The organism is Roseicella sp. DB1501, from assembly GCF_013112485.1.
GTDB lineage: Bacteria > Pseudomonadota > Alphaproteobacteria > Acetobacterales > Acetobacteraceae > Paracraurococcus.
Genome location: NZ_JABFHG010000020.1, coordinates 19,205 through 32,605 on the forward strand (window position 1 = coordinate 19,205; position 13,401 = coordinate 32,605).

At 71.6% G+C, this 13,401-nt stretch carries 10 protein-coding genes; 4 read left to right on the forward strand and 6 right to left on the reverse strand.

Annotated elements, in window-relative coordinates; translation table 11 throughout:
* Positions 1–377: 377 nt before the first annotated feature.
* The 6 genes from HJG45_RS26100 to HJG45_RS26125 all read right to left on the reverse strand — a co-directional run bounded on the left by HJG45_RS26100 (position 378) and on the right by HJG45_RS26125 (position 9,308).
* The gene (locus HJG45_RS26100; protein WP_171616616.1) at positions 378–2,786 is read right to left on the reverse strand and encodes a response regulator; all 2,409 of its coding nucleotides are present in this window, start codon (positions 2,784–2,786) and stop codon (positions 378–380) included.
* A gap of 68 nt (positions 2,787–2,854) precedes the next feature.
* Positions 2,855–3,670: a response regulator gene (locus HJG45_RS26105; protein ID WP_171616618.1), complete on the reverse strand. Its 816-nt coding sequence runs from the start codon at positions 3,668–3,670 to the stop codon at positions 2,855–2,857.
* A gap of 10 nt (positions 3,671–3,680) precedes the next feature.
* Entirely contained in the window at positions 3,681–5,276 is a 1,596-nt protein-coding gene (locus tag HJG45_RS26110; RefSeq protein ID WP_171616620.1) for a sensor histidine kinase, read from the reverse strand.
* Between the two features lie 354 nt (positions 5,277–5,630).
* A complete protein-coding gene (locus HJG45_RS26115) occupies positions 5,631–6,854 on the reverse strand; it encodes a polysaccharide biosynthesis/export family protein (protein WP_171616622.1) in 1,224 nt (407 codons plus the stop codon).
* A 417-nt stretch (positions 6,855–7,271) separates the two neighbouring features.
* Positions 7,272–8,474, reverse strand: coding sequence for a glycosyltransferase family 2 protein (locus tag HJG45_RS26120; RefSeq protein WP_217363044.1), 1,203 nt, complete (start codon positions 8,472–8,474; stop codon positions 7,272–7,274).
* A gap of 135 nt (positions 8,475–8,609) precedes the next feature.
* Positions 8,610–9,308, reverse strand: coding sequence for a sugar transferase (locus tag HJG45_RS26125; RefSeq protein WP_171616624.1), 699 nt, complete (start codon positions 9,306–9,308; stop codon positions 8,610–8,612).
* Positions 9,309–9,880: 572 nt separating this feature from the next.
* On the opposite strand from HJG45_RS26125, the gene HJG45_RS26130 reads away from it, so the two are divergent.
* The 4 genes from HJG45_RS26130 (at position 9,881) to HJG45_RS26145 (ending at position 13,374) form a co-directional block, all read left to right on the forward strand.
* A complete protein-coding gene (locus HJG45_RS26130; RefSeq protein WP_171616626.1) occupies positions 9,881–10,249 on the forward strand; it encodes a hypothetical protein in 369 nt (122 codons plus the stop codon).
* Between the two features lie 359 nt (positions 10,250–10,608).
* The gene (locus HJG45_RS26135) at positions 10,609–11,631 is read left to right on the forward strand and encodes an ABC transporter substrate-binding protein (protein WP_171616628.1); all 1,023 of its coding nucleotides are present in this window, start codon (positions 10,609–10,611) and stop codon (positions 11,629–11,631) included.
* Positions 11,632–11,639: 8 nt separating this feature from the next.
* Positions 11,640–12,560, forward strand: a complete 921-nt coding sequence (locus tag HJG45_RS26140; protein WP_171616630.1) for an ABC transporter permease — start codon at positions 11,640–11,642, stop codon at positions 12,558–12,560.
* Entirely contained in the window at positions 12,550–13,374 is an 825-nt protein-coding gene (locus tag HJG45_RS26145; protein ID WP_171616632.1) for an ATP-binding cassette domain-containing protein, read from the forward strand. Before HJG45_RS26140 ends, HJG45_RS26145 begins: the two co-directional genes overlap by 11 nt.
* The last annotated feature ends 27 nt before the right edge of the window (positions 13,375–13,401 follow it).

Consider the following 13,401-nt stretch of genomic DNA (forward strand, 5'->3'; position numbering starts at 1 on the left):
CGGCCAGGCGCATCCGAACCATCTCAGCGCGCCCTCGCCCCCGGCCCTGCCGGGCCGCGCCGGCGCGGCTCGTGCGCTCCCCCGCCACGAGCAGGCCGCCAATCTCGGGCGGGCCCGCGCTGCCCAGCCGACGGGCGCCGGATGCCGCATCGCCTTGGCGCAGCGGCCGACCGCAGCCTTCCCATGATCCGCAAGCGTCGCGGACCAGCCGGTCGCCGGCCGCGGGATCCCCGGGCGACGCCCAGCCGCAAGCGCGCATTGGATCCGTCGCCGTCCATTGCCCTGCCGTGGCCTCGCCGCGGCAGGCTGTGACGGATCGCGGTCAGGAGGGGACCCATGGGGCCCCGCGAAGCCGCGCAGCGGTGTCGTGGAGAGTATTAGGCGGCGCCGTCTGCCGCCGCCTGCCCGGCCGCGCGCACGCGCTCGAGCTCCTCGCGCATCAGTTCAGCCTGCTGCCGGCCGGCGGTCGGCACCTCCGGGGCGGGCAGCGCCTCGGCCGCGGTGCCGAGGGCGAAGAGGCCGCGCGCGCCGATATTCGCCGCGCTGCTGCGCAGCCCATGCGCCGCCGCGCGGAAGCGGGCGACATCGCCCTGGTCGAGCGCCGCCTCGAGCCCATTGAGCAGCTCGGCCGCATCGGTGACGAAGTCGCGCGCCAGATCGGCGGCGAAGCGCCGGCCGCCGAGGGCGATCAGATCGGCCGTCACCGCCGGATCGAGCGCCGGCGGCAGCGAGGGCCGGAAGCGCGGATGCGCCTCGATCCGGGTGACCGCCGGCGCCGGCGCCGCGGACGGCGCCGCCGTCTCCGGCGCATAGGCGGCGACCGCCGCGGCGAGCTGCGCCGGCTCGATCGGCTTCACCAGGCAGCCATCCATCCCGGCCTCGCGGCAGCGTTGCGCCGCCTCCGGCGTGGCATCGGCGGTGAGGCCGAGGATGGGCACGTGCCGCCGCCCGAGGGCGTTGAAGCGGTAGAGCTTGGTCGCCGTGATGCCGTCCGTCCCCGGCATGTTCAGATCCATCAGGACAAGGTCGAACTCGCCCGCCTCCAGCATGTCCAGCGCCGCCTCGCCGTCGGAGACCAGGGTGACCCGGTGGCCCTCGCGGTCGAGGATCTTCTGCACCACCAGCCGGTTCACCCGGTTGTCGTCGGCGACGAGCACCCGCATCGGCGCCACCGCGGCGGCCGCCTGAGGCATCGCCGCCCGCACCCGCGGCAGCAGCGCCGAGGCCAGGGCCAGCGGCATGGCCCAGTCGGCGGCCTCCGGCTCGGCCGGCAGGAAGCCGGTCACCTGGCGCCGCCGCGCCTGGTCCGGCAGGCCCGGCCCGGTCCCGCCGCCGACGGCGAAGACCAGCATCTCCGCCGGCCCGGTGCCGCGCAGCCCCGCCGCGATGTCCTCGGTCGCCGGCGGCTGCCCCTCGCCGAGGCAGACGACCAGCATCTGCGGCAGCGGCCCCTCGGCGCCCCAGAGCGCGGCGAAGGTCGCCGGCGACACGGTCCGCGGGGTGGCCGCCATGCCGAGCACGCCGAGGCGGCCGGCAAGGCCGGCGAGGCCGGCCGGGTCGGTGCCGAGCAGCAGCGCCTGCGGCGGCACCATCGGCTCGGCCGCGCCCGGATCGCGGCGGATCGGGAAGAGGACGTGGAAGCAGCTGCCGGCGCCGGGCCGGCTGCGCACGCCGATCTCGCCGCCGGCGAGCTCGACCAGCCCCTTGCAGAGAGCGAGGCCGAGGCCGGTGCCGCCGAAGCGGCCCATGATCGTCTCGTCGGCCTGGGCGAAGCGCTCGAAGATGCGGGCCTGCGCCGCCTCGTTGATGCCGATGCCGGTATCGCTGACCTCGAGCCGCAGGCGCAGCGCATCGCCCTCGCCCGGCTCGGCGTCGAGCGCGATGGTGATGCCGCCGACGGCGGTGAACTTCACCGCATTGCCGCCGAGATTGAGCAGCAGGTCGCGCAGGATGGCGGCATCCGAGAGGATGCGGGTCGGGGTGCGGGCGGTGACATGCAACCGCAGCCGCAGCCCCTTCTCCCGCGCCTGGGCGAGCAGCAGCCCCCGCGACTCGGCGAGCAGGGCGGACAGGTCCACGCTCTCGGAACGCATCACCGTGGCGCCAGCCTCGATCCTCGATATGTCCAGCAGTCCGTTGATCTGCCCGAGCAGGCCCCGCGCCGCCAGATCGATGGTCTGTGCCATCTCCTGCTGCTCGCGGTCCAGCACCGTTCCGCGCAACAGCCCGCCCATGCCGATGATGGCGTTGAGCGGGGTGCGCAGCTCGTGGCTGACGCCGGCCAGGAAGCGGGTCTTCGCCTCGCTCGCCTGCTCCGCGGCGAGACGCGCCTGGGACAGCTTGCGGATCAGCCGACCGGCATAGAGAGCGAGGATCACCGGCCCGACCAGCAGGCCGATCGCCAGATGCGGGATCGCCTGCCAGTAGGGCGTGGTCAGTGCCACCGCCCCGAAGCCGGCTATGAAGACCAGCATGCCGGCGAGCAGCCAGGCCGGCCCGAAGCGGAAGCCGTTGCCGAGCACGACCCAGAGGTAGACCGGGAAGAAGGGCGCGGCCTGGGCGCCGCCGAGATGCAGGAAGCCGGAGAGGACGCCGATGTCGAGCAGCAGGGCGAAGGCCCGGCGCGGCGTGTTCGGCGCCGGCGACAGCCGGATATGCGCCGCGATCAGCAGCCCGCACAGCGCCCAGACGACGAGGAGCGGCAGGCTGACAGCGAGGATCGGCGCGCCGAGGGTCGGCAGGTAGAGCGCGAAGACGGCGGTGAAGACGAGCCGGTTGACGCTCATCTCCTGTTCCGTCCCGACGCGCCCGCGTGCCCGGCCGAGAATCGGGGCGCGCGACGCGGCGGGCGGGCTCACCGTTCCGGCTCCGGCCCCAGCGGAATCGAGGTGGTGATGACCGCCATGATCTCGCCGCTCGGATCACGGAGCGGCGCCTTGGTGGTCAGCAGCTGGCCGTCGGCGCCCTCCTCGCGATAGGGCGGCAGCGAGGCGCCGGTCGCCAGCACCGCGAGATCCGCGGCGCGGCTGCGCTCGGCCCGCCGCGGCCCGAAGAGCGTCGCGGCCCGCACCCCCATCAGCTCGGTCGGGCGGGCGCCGAGCGCCGCGGCCATCGCCGCATTGGCGTAGATGCACCGGCCGTCGCGGTCGATGGCGCTCACCTGCGCGGGCAGGTTGTCGAGGATGCGGACGAGATTCTCGGCGCCCTGCGCCTGCAGCAGGTCGGAGCCGGGCGGCAGGGGCGGCGCCGGCGGCGACTCGGCGAGGCCCGGCGGATAGCCCGCCGCCGGCTCGCGCCGGCCGAGCGCCAGCAGGTTGCGCGCCCGCGTCACCAGCTCGAAATGGTCGATCGGACTCTGCAGGAAATCGGTCGCGCCGGCATCGAGCGCGCGGACGCGAAAGCCGCGATCGTCATGCGCGGTCACCACCAGCACCGGCACCGAGGACTTGCCCGGCAGGGCGCGCAGGCGGCGGGTGAACTCGGCGCCGTCCATGCCGGGCATCTTGAAATCGGTGATCACCAGGTCGATGCGGTTGCCCTCGAGCCATTCCAGGGCATCGAGCGGATCGCCGAACACCTCGACCGACACGCCGTCCTCGATCACCGTCGCCAGCCGGGCATAGATGCTCCGGTTCGTCGCACGGTCGTCGAGGATCAAAATCATCGCCATGGCAGGCCCTTCAGGCGCGGCGTCCGCTCTCCGCCCGGGTCACGACGCGACCAAGCGGCAGTTCCATAAGACAAACGAGACCGGTCGGTTGCCACTCGAAGGACACCTCGCCGCCAAGCTGATCATGGATGGTGGTCCGAATGACCCGCGAGCCGAAGCCGCGCCCGCGGGGCGGGCCGGCAAGCGGCGGGCCGCCGGATTCGGCCCAGCGCAGCCGCAGCCGGTCATGCGCCGGATCGGCGCTCCAGCGGAGCTCGAGCGTGCCGCCCGGCGCCGAGAGGCTGCCGTATTTCGCCGCATTGGTGGCGAGCTCGTGCAGCGTTATCGAGAGCGGCTGCGCCGCCATGGGCGAGACGGTCAGCGGCGGGCCGTCGAGGATCACCCTTGTGCTGCCGGCATTGCCGAGGAAGGGATCGAGCTCGCCGCGCAGCATGGCGTTGAGATCGGCGCCCATCCAGCGGCTCTCGGTGAGCAGGGTCTGCGCCCGGGCCAGGGCGGCGACGCGCCCCTCGATGGCGCGGCCGAACTCCTGCGCATTGTCGGCCTTGGTCAGCCGCAGCACCGCCTGCACCACGGCGAGGGCGTTCTTGGCCCGGTGGTCGACCTCGCGCATCAGCAGGGATTGCCGCTCCTCCGCCTCCTTGCGGGCGGTGAAGTCCATATGGACGCCAAGGATCGGGCCGACGCGGCCGGCCGGGCCCGGCATCCGCCGGCCGCGGCCGAGCAGCCAGCGCATCTCGTCGCCGCCGTCGCGCCCGGGCCGGATGATGCGGAACTCGGCCTCGTACTCGCCGCTCTCGAGCGCCCGCCAGGCGCCGGCGCGGACCGCGGCGCGGTCGTCCGGATGCACCAGGCCGAGGAAGCCCTCGAGCGTCACCGGCATCGCCGCCGCGGCGCCGCCGAAAAGGGTGGAATGCTCGGGCGACCAGAGGAAGCGGTCGGCCTCGGGGTCCCATTCCCAGGTGCCGATGCCGGCCACTTCCTGGGCCAGGCGCAGCCGCGCCTCGCCAGCCCTGAGCGCCGCCTCGGTCGCCTTCAGCTCGGTCGCATCGGCATGCACCTCGACCACCGCGCCGGCATTGGTGCCATGGCGCAGGATCCAATGCGCCGCGACGACCACGGGCAGGCCGCCGCGGCGGCGGTGCCGCAGCTCGCCTTGCCATTCGCCGCTGCCGAGCAGGCTGTCCTGCGCCGCCCGCCGCCCGCCATCGGGGAAGCGGGTGCCGAGCAGTTCATGGGCGCGCTGGCCGATCGCCTCGGCGGCGGTGAAGCCGAAGAGCCGCTCGCAGCCCGCCGACCAGTGGCGGATGGTGCCGTCGGCGTCGCGCAGCATGACGGCGCTGAGCTCGAAGGCGTGCGAGAGGTCGGCGACGGTCTGCAGCCGTTCCTCGAGCGCCGCCTTCTCGCGCTGCAGGGTCTTCTCCCGCAGCCGGGCGCGGTGCAGCACGCCGGCGCCGAGCAGGGTCGGCGCGGCCAGGGCGAGGCCGCCCCAGAGGATGGGCAGGCCGATCATCTCCGAGGTTTCGAGCGTGCCGGCGATCGGCACGGCGAAAAACAGGGCGAGCAGGCCGGCCATCGCAGCGAAGGCAATCATCAGGGCAGACATGGCAACCGGACCGCCGGAGGCCTCGGAAGGGGTGGACCACAGGAGGCTGGAGCGATCGCCTACGCGCCAGGGGCTGGACATGACGCCTCCGGTTAAGGCTTGCGACCGGGGCCGACGAGGCTCGGCCGATTCATTCGTTGCGCCGCGCGGGTCTCGCCCGACGGCAGCCTCGCAGACAAGGCGCGAGCATCGCACGCTTGTGTACAATACTCAATCACGAAAGCGCAGGGTGAGGCGACAGGTGCGAAACCGTTCCATTCTGCCGCTTTGCTCCGGTCCCCGCCCGCTCCCGCCAGCGGCGGTCCCGACGCCTTGCAGCAGTTGCGCAAGGGCCGCCGGGACCGGGTGCCGGGCCTAGCGCATGCCTGCCGCGAAGTAGCCGGTCTGCGCGATGGGCAGCAGCACCTGCAGGAATTTCAGCAGGTCGGTGCTCGGCGCGTTGGAGACGAAGATGAGGTCATTGTGCCGCATCTGGAAGCGCTGGGCCAGGAACATCGAGGCGGGGTTGAGCAGGTCGGCCCGGTAGACCGTCGGGACCTCCTCCCCTTGGAAGCGCGCCGTGGCGATGCCCATGCGCTCGAGCGCCGGCCGGCGCTCGAAGCGGAAGAGGAAGACGGCGCTCGGATTCGCCCGGTCGTCCTGCAGGCCGCCGGCCCGCGCCACGGCATCGGCCAGGCTGAGGCGGCGGTCCTCGAAGGGGAAGCGCCGGTTGAGCTGGGTGATGCTGGCGCTCTGGCCCACCGCGCCGAGCGCGAGGAAGTAGCGCTGCTGGCGCGAGACGATGATGGTGTCGTCCGGCGCGAGTTGCAGGTTCAGCCGCGGGTTATCGACGATCTCGGCCATGATCGCCGATTCCGAGACGCCGCCGCGCTGCAGCGTCACCAGCGTCTCGTGCGGCGCGAAGCGGGTGCCGCCGGCGCGCGCGATGGCGCCGAGCAGCCGCTCGCCGCCGGGATCGAGCGAGAAGCGCAGCGACTGGTCGACATCGCCGACGACCGAGACGCTGGCCGAGCGCCGCTCGACGAGGGAGACGATCACCTGCGGCTCCAGCGCGCGCTGGCGGAGCCGGCCGGCGATCGCCCGCTCCAGCTCCCCCGCCGTGCGGCCGAGCGCCGGCACCGTGCCGGCGAAGGGAATCGTGACCAGGCCGGTGCGGCCCACCTGCTGCTGCGGCAGGGTGATGAAATTGCCCGGCCGCGTGCCGGCATCGGCCGGGATGAAGAGGCCGCCGGACTGGGTTTCGAAGATGGTGATGGCCAGGATGTCGCCGACGCCGAAGCGTACCTCGGCGGCGCCATGGGCCTGCAGCCCGACGCTGAAGAGCTTGCCCGGCCCGTCCGGCTCGGCCGCGGCGACGACGCCGGGATCGAGGGTCAGCAGCGCATAGTGCAGAGTGGGGTCGGAGTCCGGGCCGGGATCGCCCGCCCGCTCCGTCGCCGGCCCGACGATCCCATTGATGCGCGGCCCGCTGCTCGGGAGGAAGCTGTTGCAGCCCGTGCTCGCCAGAACCGCGGTCGTGGCGCCGGCGCGAAGCAGGACGCGCCGCGAGAGGGGCCGGGCAATATCCGAGGCTGACATCCGGTGTCCTTATCGAGCGCCGGGCGCACCGCCGTCCTCGTGCCTGCGCCGGGCCTGGCTGCGGGCCAGCCGGGTGCCGGCGCGGGACGAGCGGCCTCCCCGGCGGTCCGTCGGGGGCCGGAAGCGGGACCCCGGGGGCTGGCGCCGAAGGATGGGATGCGGGCTCCGCGGCGGTTTCGCTGAAACGTGAAAACTACAAGGCTCAAGCTATCGTCACTACTGCGTGAATTCAACCATGCGGTGCAGCATTTCCGAAGTTTCCGCGCGTGGCGGCACCGCTGCCACGCTCGGGCAGCGGTCCTTGGTCCGGGATCTGTCCAGCATGGTCGCTTGAGGTGAAGCACCGAAAAGCGTGACTCACGCGATCAAACAACGGCCTGGACCATGGTCCGTGCATCGGAGCGAACGGATCATGGTCTAGCCGATCGGATAGCCCTCGCTGACCCGCGCCGGCGTCGGCGCCGGGGCGCTGGCCGACGCCTCGACCGCCGCGGCGCGATTCGGCGCGGCGGGCACGATGATCGGCGCTCCCGGCCCGCCGCGCCGCGCCGCGCTCCGCAGGAAGCCGGTCGCCCAGCTCAGATGCATGGTGAGCAGGGCAGGCCCGGCGGCGAGCAGCCAGGCATCCCGCGCCCGCGCCGCCTGCAGCGCCCCCCAGCCGAGGCAGGCGGCGGGATAGGCGGCGGCGGCGAGGCCGAGCATCGGCTCGATGGCGGTGCCGAGGAGGCCGGCGAGGCTGCCGCCCAGCGCCATCACCGGCGCCATCTGCCGCGGCCGCGGCCGCAGCCGGTGCTTCAGCAGGGTGCGCGCCCGCCCCGCCCCGTGCCGGTAATACTGCCGGGCAAGGGCGGGGAGATCCTTGCGCGGGTAGTAGGTGACCGCCTCCTCGGCGCACATCCAGACCCGGCCGCCGGCGCGCTGCGCCCGGTGGTCCAGCTCGGCATCCTCATTATGGGTGAAGCTCTCGTCATAGCCGCCGATCGAGAGGAAGAAGTGACGGTCGAAGGCAGCGTGGTGGCCGTGATCGACGAAGCCGGAGCGCGGCCGGGCGCGATGCGCTGAGCCGCCATTGCCGAGCCGGCTCGACTGCGCCGTGGCGATGGCGCGTTGCAGCCCATGGCCCTGCTGCGCCTCGTTGCGCATCGGTACCACGACCGAGGTCGCCCCGGTGCGCAGCAGGTCGGCGACGCAACGGCGCACGAAGCCGCTTGGATAGCTGGCATGCGCATCGGCGCGGATCAGGATGGTCGAGCGCGGCGAGGCCAGGCGGGCGGCGAGGTTGACGGCGGCGGACTGGATCCTCTGCGGATTCGGCAGTGTCCGGATGCTCGGATGGTCGGGGACGGGATGGCGGCTGGCGAAGGCCTCGACCAGGGCCAGCGTCGCGTCCCGGCTGCCGCCATCGATCACCAGGATCTCGCAGGCGGCAGCCGGCCACTGCCTCACCAGGCTGGCGAGGCAGGATTCGATGTAGCCGGCCTCGTTCAGGGTCGGCACCACGATGGTGACGAAGGGATGGGTGGCCGGCCCCTCCCCGCTGATCGTCCGGGGCAGCGGCGATTCGGGCGGGCGCCGGGCCGGCGCGGCCTTCTGTGGGAGCGTCCCGATGGCGAGCGTCATGCGGTGCCTCTTTTCGGCGGACGGGCGCCCGTGGCGGGCCGGCGGCATGAGGCCGGCCCGAGGGCGGAAGGGTGGACGGACGGGGGGCGGGAGAAGGGGCCTGAGGGGCGCAGCCGGGACGGGCCGTGCCCGCGGTCAGATCGCGCCGCGGCGCTGCAGCACGGCGGGGAGGGTGCGGAGCAGGATGCGGAGATCGAGGTTGAGCGACCAATCCCGGGCGTAGCGGGTGTCGAGCGCGACCCGCTCGACATAGGTCGTGTCGCTGCGGCCGCTCACCTGCCAGAGCCCGGTGATGCCGGGGCGCATGGCGCAGTAGGCCTCAGCCGCCGCCGGGCTGTAATGCAGGTCGAGCTCCTGCTGCACGACCGGGCGGGGGCCGACGAGGCTCATCTCGCCGCGCAGCACGTTGAGGAGCTGCGGCAGTTCGTCGAGGCTGGTGCTGCGCAGGAAGGCACCGATGCGGGTGATGCGCGGATCCCGGGCGAGCTTGCGCCGCACCGCCCATTCCGCCGCCGCGGCCGGATCCTCGGCCAGCAGCTTCGCCAGCCGCTCATCGGCATTGGTCACCATGGAGCGGAACTTCAGGCAGCCAAAGCTTCGGCCCCCGAACCCGATCCGGGGATGGCTGAAGAGCGCCGGGCCGCCGTCGCAGCGGATCGCCAGGATGATCACGGCCATCAGCGGCAGGATCAGCAGCAGGATCGCGCCGGCGCCGAGGATGTCGATGGCCCGCTTGATGCTGGCCTGAAGGCCGGCCTGCCGGGTGACGCGATGGTGCCGCAGAAGCCTGGCGGCAGGGGACGCGCCCCGACCTGCAAACGTGGTTTCCGACATGAGCGCCCCGTTGTCTGATGTGCCGCGCCCAGTCGAACCTGGCTGGTTCGCTTCGGGACGCTAACCGGCGCCACCCTCGTTCAAGGCAAGATAAGAAGCAAGATATTCTCTCTTTTGGTTTGCGCCACCATGTCCCAGGGCGCCTCCCGAAAGCCGAAGAGTTGTCGCACGTACCACAACTTTTGGTAGATTTACGCGTTTCGTCTCATCCGACCGACAGGCCGGACGCAAACGGCAGCGGCCAGCCAAGGGAGGCACGATCCGGGTTTTGCACCCACGCCTTTGAGCAGGGCATTACCGATTTGGTCTCTTATTTAAGATCTTTTTCGCGTTCTGGTACGCTTGAAATCACCTTTTTGTGATGTTGCAGAGCGGAATGCTGGATGAGCCGGCATCCGCCATCCAGAAGACCCAACCCCTGGTTATCACGGCCCCGGTCAAGCAACTCCCGATCTGCCGCCCTCCGGTCCTGCCTCCGCCCCGGCATGGCCATGATTGCCATTCAGAAACGCTCCAGCACCCCCCGGATGGTCCAGACCGCCGGGAGGAGCGGCAAAGGAGGAGAAGAGGCCATGACCCAGGCCAGGCTGCCCGACCCGGATGGCGGTGACGCAGGGACCGTGCCGCATCCCATCGCCGCGCCGGGCCGGGACGTGGCCAGCCGAATCGAACGCCGGCAGGAACGCGAGGACGAGGCGCTGTGGCAGACCATTGCTATTCGCCGCCGCGACGGCACGCTCTGGACCGCCTTTGCGCGGCGCTTGGTCCTGCCGCGCGATCCGGGCCTCGCCAATCGCGTCGAGCAGCGTGCCGCCTGCGTGCTGGCGTTGACCGCGGGGGCGCTGGAAGCGGTCGATGCGGCGCGGCAGGCGCGCAGCGCCATGCTGGACGGGGACGAGGCGCCGCCCGCCTGGTCCGTGCATCTCGCGGACGCGCCCTGACGCCAGCGACACGCCTCGGGCGACGCGGTCCCTGACGTCACCCGTCCCGTCACGCTGCCATCGCTTTCGGCATTGACTGCCCGCGGCGCTTGCAGCTGCGGCGCGAAAGTCCCTTCGCCGCAGCCTCCTTCATTGGCATGCCGCTTGCTAATCGCCCGTGCAGCGCAGCGCCGCACCAGCGGCAGCTTCGGTCGGCGTGCCAGCGTCATCCGGAACAGGAGGGACGGGCCGACCGCATCGCCCGACCCTGGAGGGGACCAGCGATGTGTGACCGATACGGAACTTCGATCCTTCCCGACTATGCCGCCATCGGCCGCGCCCAGGACCACAGAGGCCAGGACCGCATAGGCCAAGCCTGCATGGGCCAGGACGGCGCGGCGATGCGCCGCCGCGGCGTGCTGCAGGCGACGGCGGCCAGCGTGCTGACCATCGCCGGCTTCGGCGGCCCGGCGCATGCCCAGGCCAAGGGCAGCCTGAAATCGACGCACGGCACCGGCTTCTGCAACCTCAACCTCTTCCTCGCCCATGCGCTGCAGCTGGCGAAGGCGGACGGGCTCGAGATCCAGTTCGTCAACACGCCGACCTTCGCCGAGCAGGTGACCTTCCTCGGCATGGGCCAAGTCGATCTCGGCCTGATGCCCTACACCTCCTTCATCGCCCTCTTCAATGCCGGCGCGCCGGTGAAGATCGTCGCCGGCGGCGGCATCGAGGGCTGCAGCATCGTCGCCCGCCCCGGCCTCGACAGCGCCGCCAAGCTGAAGGGCAAGACGCTCGGCACCTTCCAGCTCGATACGCTCGAGGTCATGCCCTATGACTGGCTGAAGAAGCACGGCGTCAGCTTCAAGGACGTGACGGTGCGCTACATGGGCAACACGCCCGAGGCGGTGGAGGCCTTCAAGGCCGGCGCCATCGACTGGATCTGCACCATCGAGCCCTATGCGACGGCGCTGGTGAACGACGTGCCCGGCGCCGTCCGCCTCTCCGACGGCCGCGACATCTACGGCGCCGGCTACACCGATTGCGTCCTCGCCTGCCGCGCCAGCCTGATCAAGGAGAATCCGGCGGCGCTGAAATCGGTCATCAAGGCGATGATGAAGGCCCAGGCCATGGCCGAGGCGAAGCCGGAGGAGGTGCTGCCGAAGCTGGTCGGCACCTACTACAAGACCTCGATGCCGAATGCGCAGCTGGCGATGGAGAAGCAACCCGCTGTGGTCGACGCCCGCAGCCAGACCGATTTCATCCTGCAGCGCACCGACAGCCTGGTGGAGATGGGCTACATCAAGAACAAGCCGGGCCGCGATGCCATCGACTGGTCGCTGCTCGAGCAGGTGATCGCCGAGAACGCCGCGCTCTACGCCTCGCTCAAGCTCAAATCCGCCTGAGGCAGGCCATGCGCAGCACCATGGCAAGCATGGCGGCACTGCCGCGCCCGGCGACCCTGCTGGCGAGCCTTGGCCTCTCGCCGGGGCTGCGGCGCAGCCTGGCGCGGTTCGGCTGGGCGGCGCTCTCGGTCGGGCTCTTCGCGGGGATCTGGGAACTGCTCTGGGCGATCGGCTGGGCCGATCCCAAGCTGCTGCCGCCGCCGCACATCTTCCTCGGCAACATCCCCGACCAGGCGCGCTACTTCAACACCGCGACGCGTTGGCAGATCGGCGTCAACCCGGCCGACGGCCCCTCCCCCTACGAGGCGGTGGCGATGACCATCGGCGCGACCGGTCTCAGGGTGATGGTCGGGCTGCTGATCGCCGCCACCCTCTCGATCGCCATCGGCGTGCTGATCCGCTATTTTGGCCTGTTCGAGAAGCTGGTGCTGCCGACCATCACCCTGCTCTCGCCGGTCTCGCCCATCGCCTGGCTGCCGGTCGCCATCTTCATCTTCGGGATCGGCAACGCGCCAGCGATCTTCATGGTCGTCATCGCCCTGTTTTTCCACATGGTGCTGTCCACCATCAGCCAGATCGACAATGTCAGCCGCGCCTTCATCAACGTCGCCCGCACCATGGGCGCGAGCAAGCGGCAGATCTATGCGCGAGTGATCGTGCCGGCGATCCTGCCGCAGTTGCTGATCGTGCTGCGGCTCAACCTCTTCGGCGCCTGGATGGTGGTGCTGGTCGCCGAGAGCACGGGCGTCGGCTTCGGCCTCGGCCAGGTCATCATGATGGCGCGCAACACCTTCAACCCGTCGCTGGTCTTCTTCACCATCGCGCTCATCGGCCTGCTCGGCTTCCTCTCGGACTGGCTGCTGCGGCTGGTGCAGAAGCGCGTTCTCTACTGGGTGCCGGAAACGGCGGGGGTGCTGCGTGGCCTCTGACAGCTATGCCGACTGGTCCTCGCAGGATGCCGTGGTCTGCCGCGGCGTCGGCAAGACCTGGGCCGAGGGCACGGCGCGGGCGCATGAGGCGCTGCGCGGCATCGATCTCGACGTCGCGCCGGGCGAGTTCGTCGTCCTGCTCGGCCCCTCGGGCTGCGGCAAGTCCACCCTGCTCTACCTGATCGCCGGGCTGGAGCGGCAGACGTCGGGGCGGATCTGGGCCTTCCGCGATCCGGTCGAGGGTCCCTCCCCCGACCGTTCGCTGATCTTCCAGGAAACCTCGCTCTTTCCCTGGCTGACGGTCTGGCAGAACGTCTCCTTCGGCCTCTCCATCAAGGGCGCGCCGGAGGCGGAGCGGCGGGCGGTGGCGCGCGAGGCGCTGGCCCGCGTCGGCCTCTCGGAAGCCATGGACAAGCGCCCCGACGAGCTCTCGGGCGGCATGCGCCAGCGCGTCGCGGTGGCGCGGGCGCTGGCGATGCGGCCGAAGGTGCTGCTGATGGACGAGCCCTTCGCCGCGCTCGACGTCCAGACCCGCGCGAAGATGCAGGATTTCCTGCTGGATGTCTGGCGCGACAGCGGCGCCTCGGTGCTCTTCGTCACCCATCATATCGACGAGGCGGTGGCGCTGGCCGACCGGGTGGTGATCTTCACCGCCCGCCCCGGCCGCATCAAGAGCATCATCCCGGTGACCCTGCCGCGGCCGCGCGATCCCTTCGCTCCGGAGAGCGAGGCGCTGCGGCGCCTGCTGACCGAGGAGCTGCGGAGCGAGGTGGACCGCGCCTTCGCCGAGCAGGAAGCCCTGGCGGCGGGCTGAGCCCCGCCGCCCGCCATCCGACGAACA

Excerpts from the sequence above, each read along its gene's own strand:
- HJG45_RS26100 (WP_171616616.1), bottom strand. The coding sequence starts at position 2,786 with ATGAGCGTCAACCGGCTCGTCTTCACCGCCGTCTTCGCGCTCTACCTG.
- HJG45_RS26105 (WP_171616618.1), bottom strand. The coding sequence starts at position 3,670 with ATGGCGATGATTTTGATCCTCGACGACCGTGCGACGAACCGGAGCATC.
- HJG45_RS26110 (WP_171616620.1), bottom strand. The coding sequence starts at position 5,276 with ATGTCTGCCCTGATGATTGCCTTCGCTGCGATGGCCGGCCTGCTCGCC.
- HJG45_RS26115 (WP_171616622.1), bottom strand. The coding sequence starts at position 6,854 with ATGTCAGCCTCGGATATTGCCCGGCCCCTCTCGCGGCGCGTCCTGCTT.
- HJG45_RS26120 (WP_217363044.1), bottom strand. The coding sequence starts at position 8,474 with ATGACGCTCGCCATCGGGACGCTCCCACAGAAGGCCGCGCCGGCCCGG.
- HJG45_RS26125 (WP_171616624.1), bottom strand. The coding sequence starts at position 9,308 with ATGTCGGAAACCACGTTTGCAGGTCGGGGCGCGTCCCCTGCCGCCAGG.
- HJG45_RS26130 (WP_171616626.1), top strand. The coding sequence starts at position 9,881 with ATGACCCAGGCCAGGCTGCCCGACCCGGATGGCGGTGACGCAGGGACC.
- HJG45_RS26135 (WP_171616628.1), top strand. The coding sequence starts at position 10,609 with ATGGGCCAGGACGGCGCGGCGATGCGCCGCCGCGGCGTGCTGCAGGCG.
- HJG45_RS26140 (WP_171616630.1), top strand. The coding sequence starts at position 11,640 with ATGCGCAGCACCATGGCAAGCATGGCGGCACTGCCGCGCCCGGCGACC.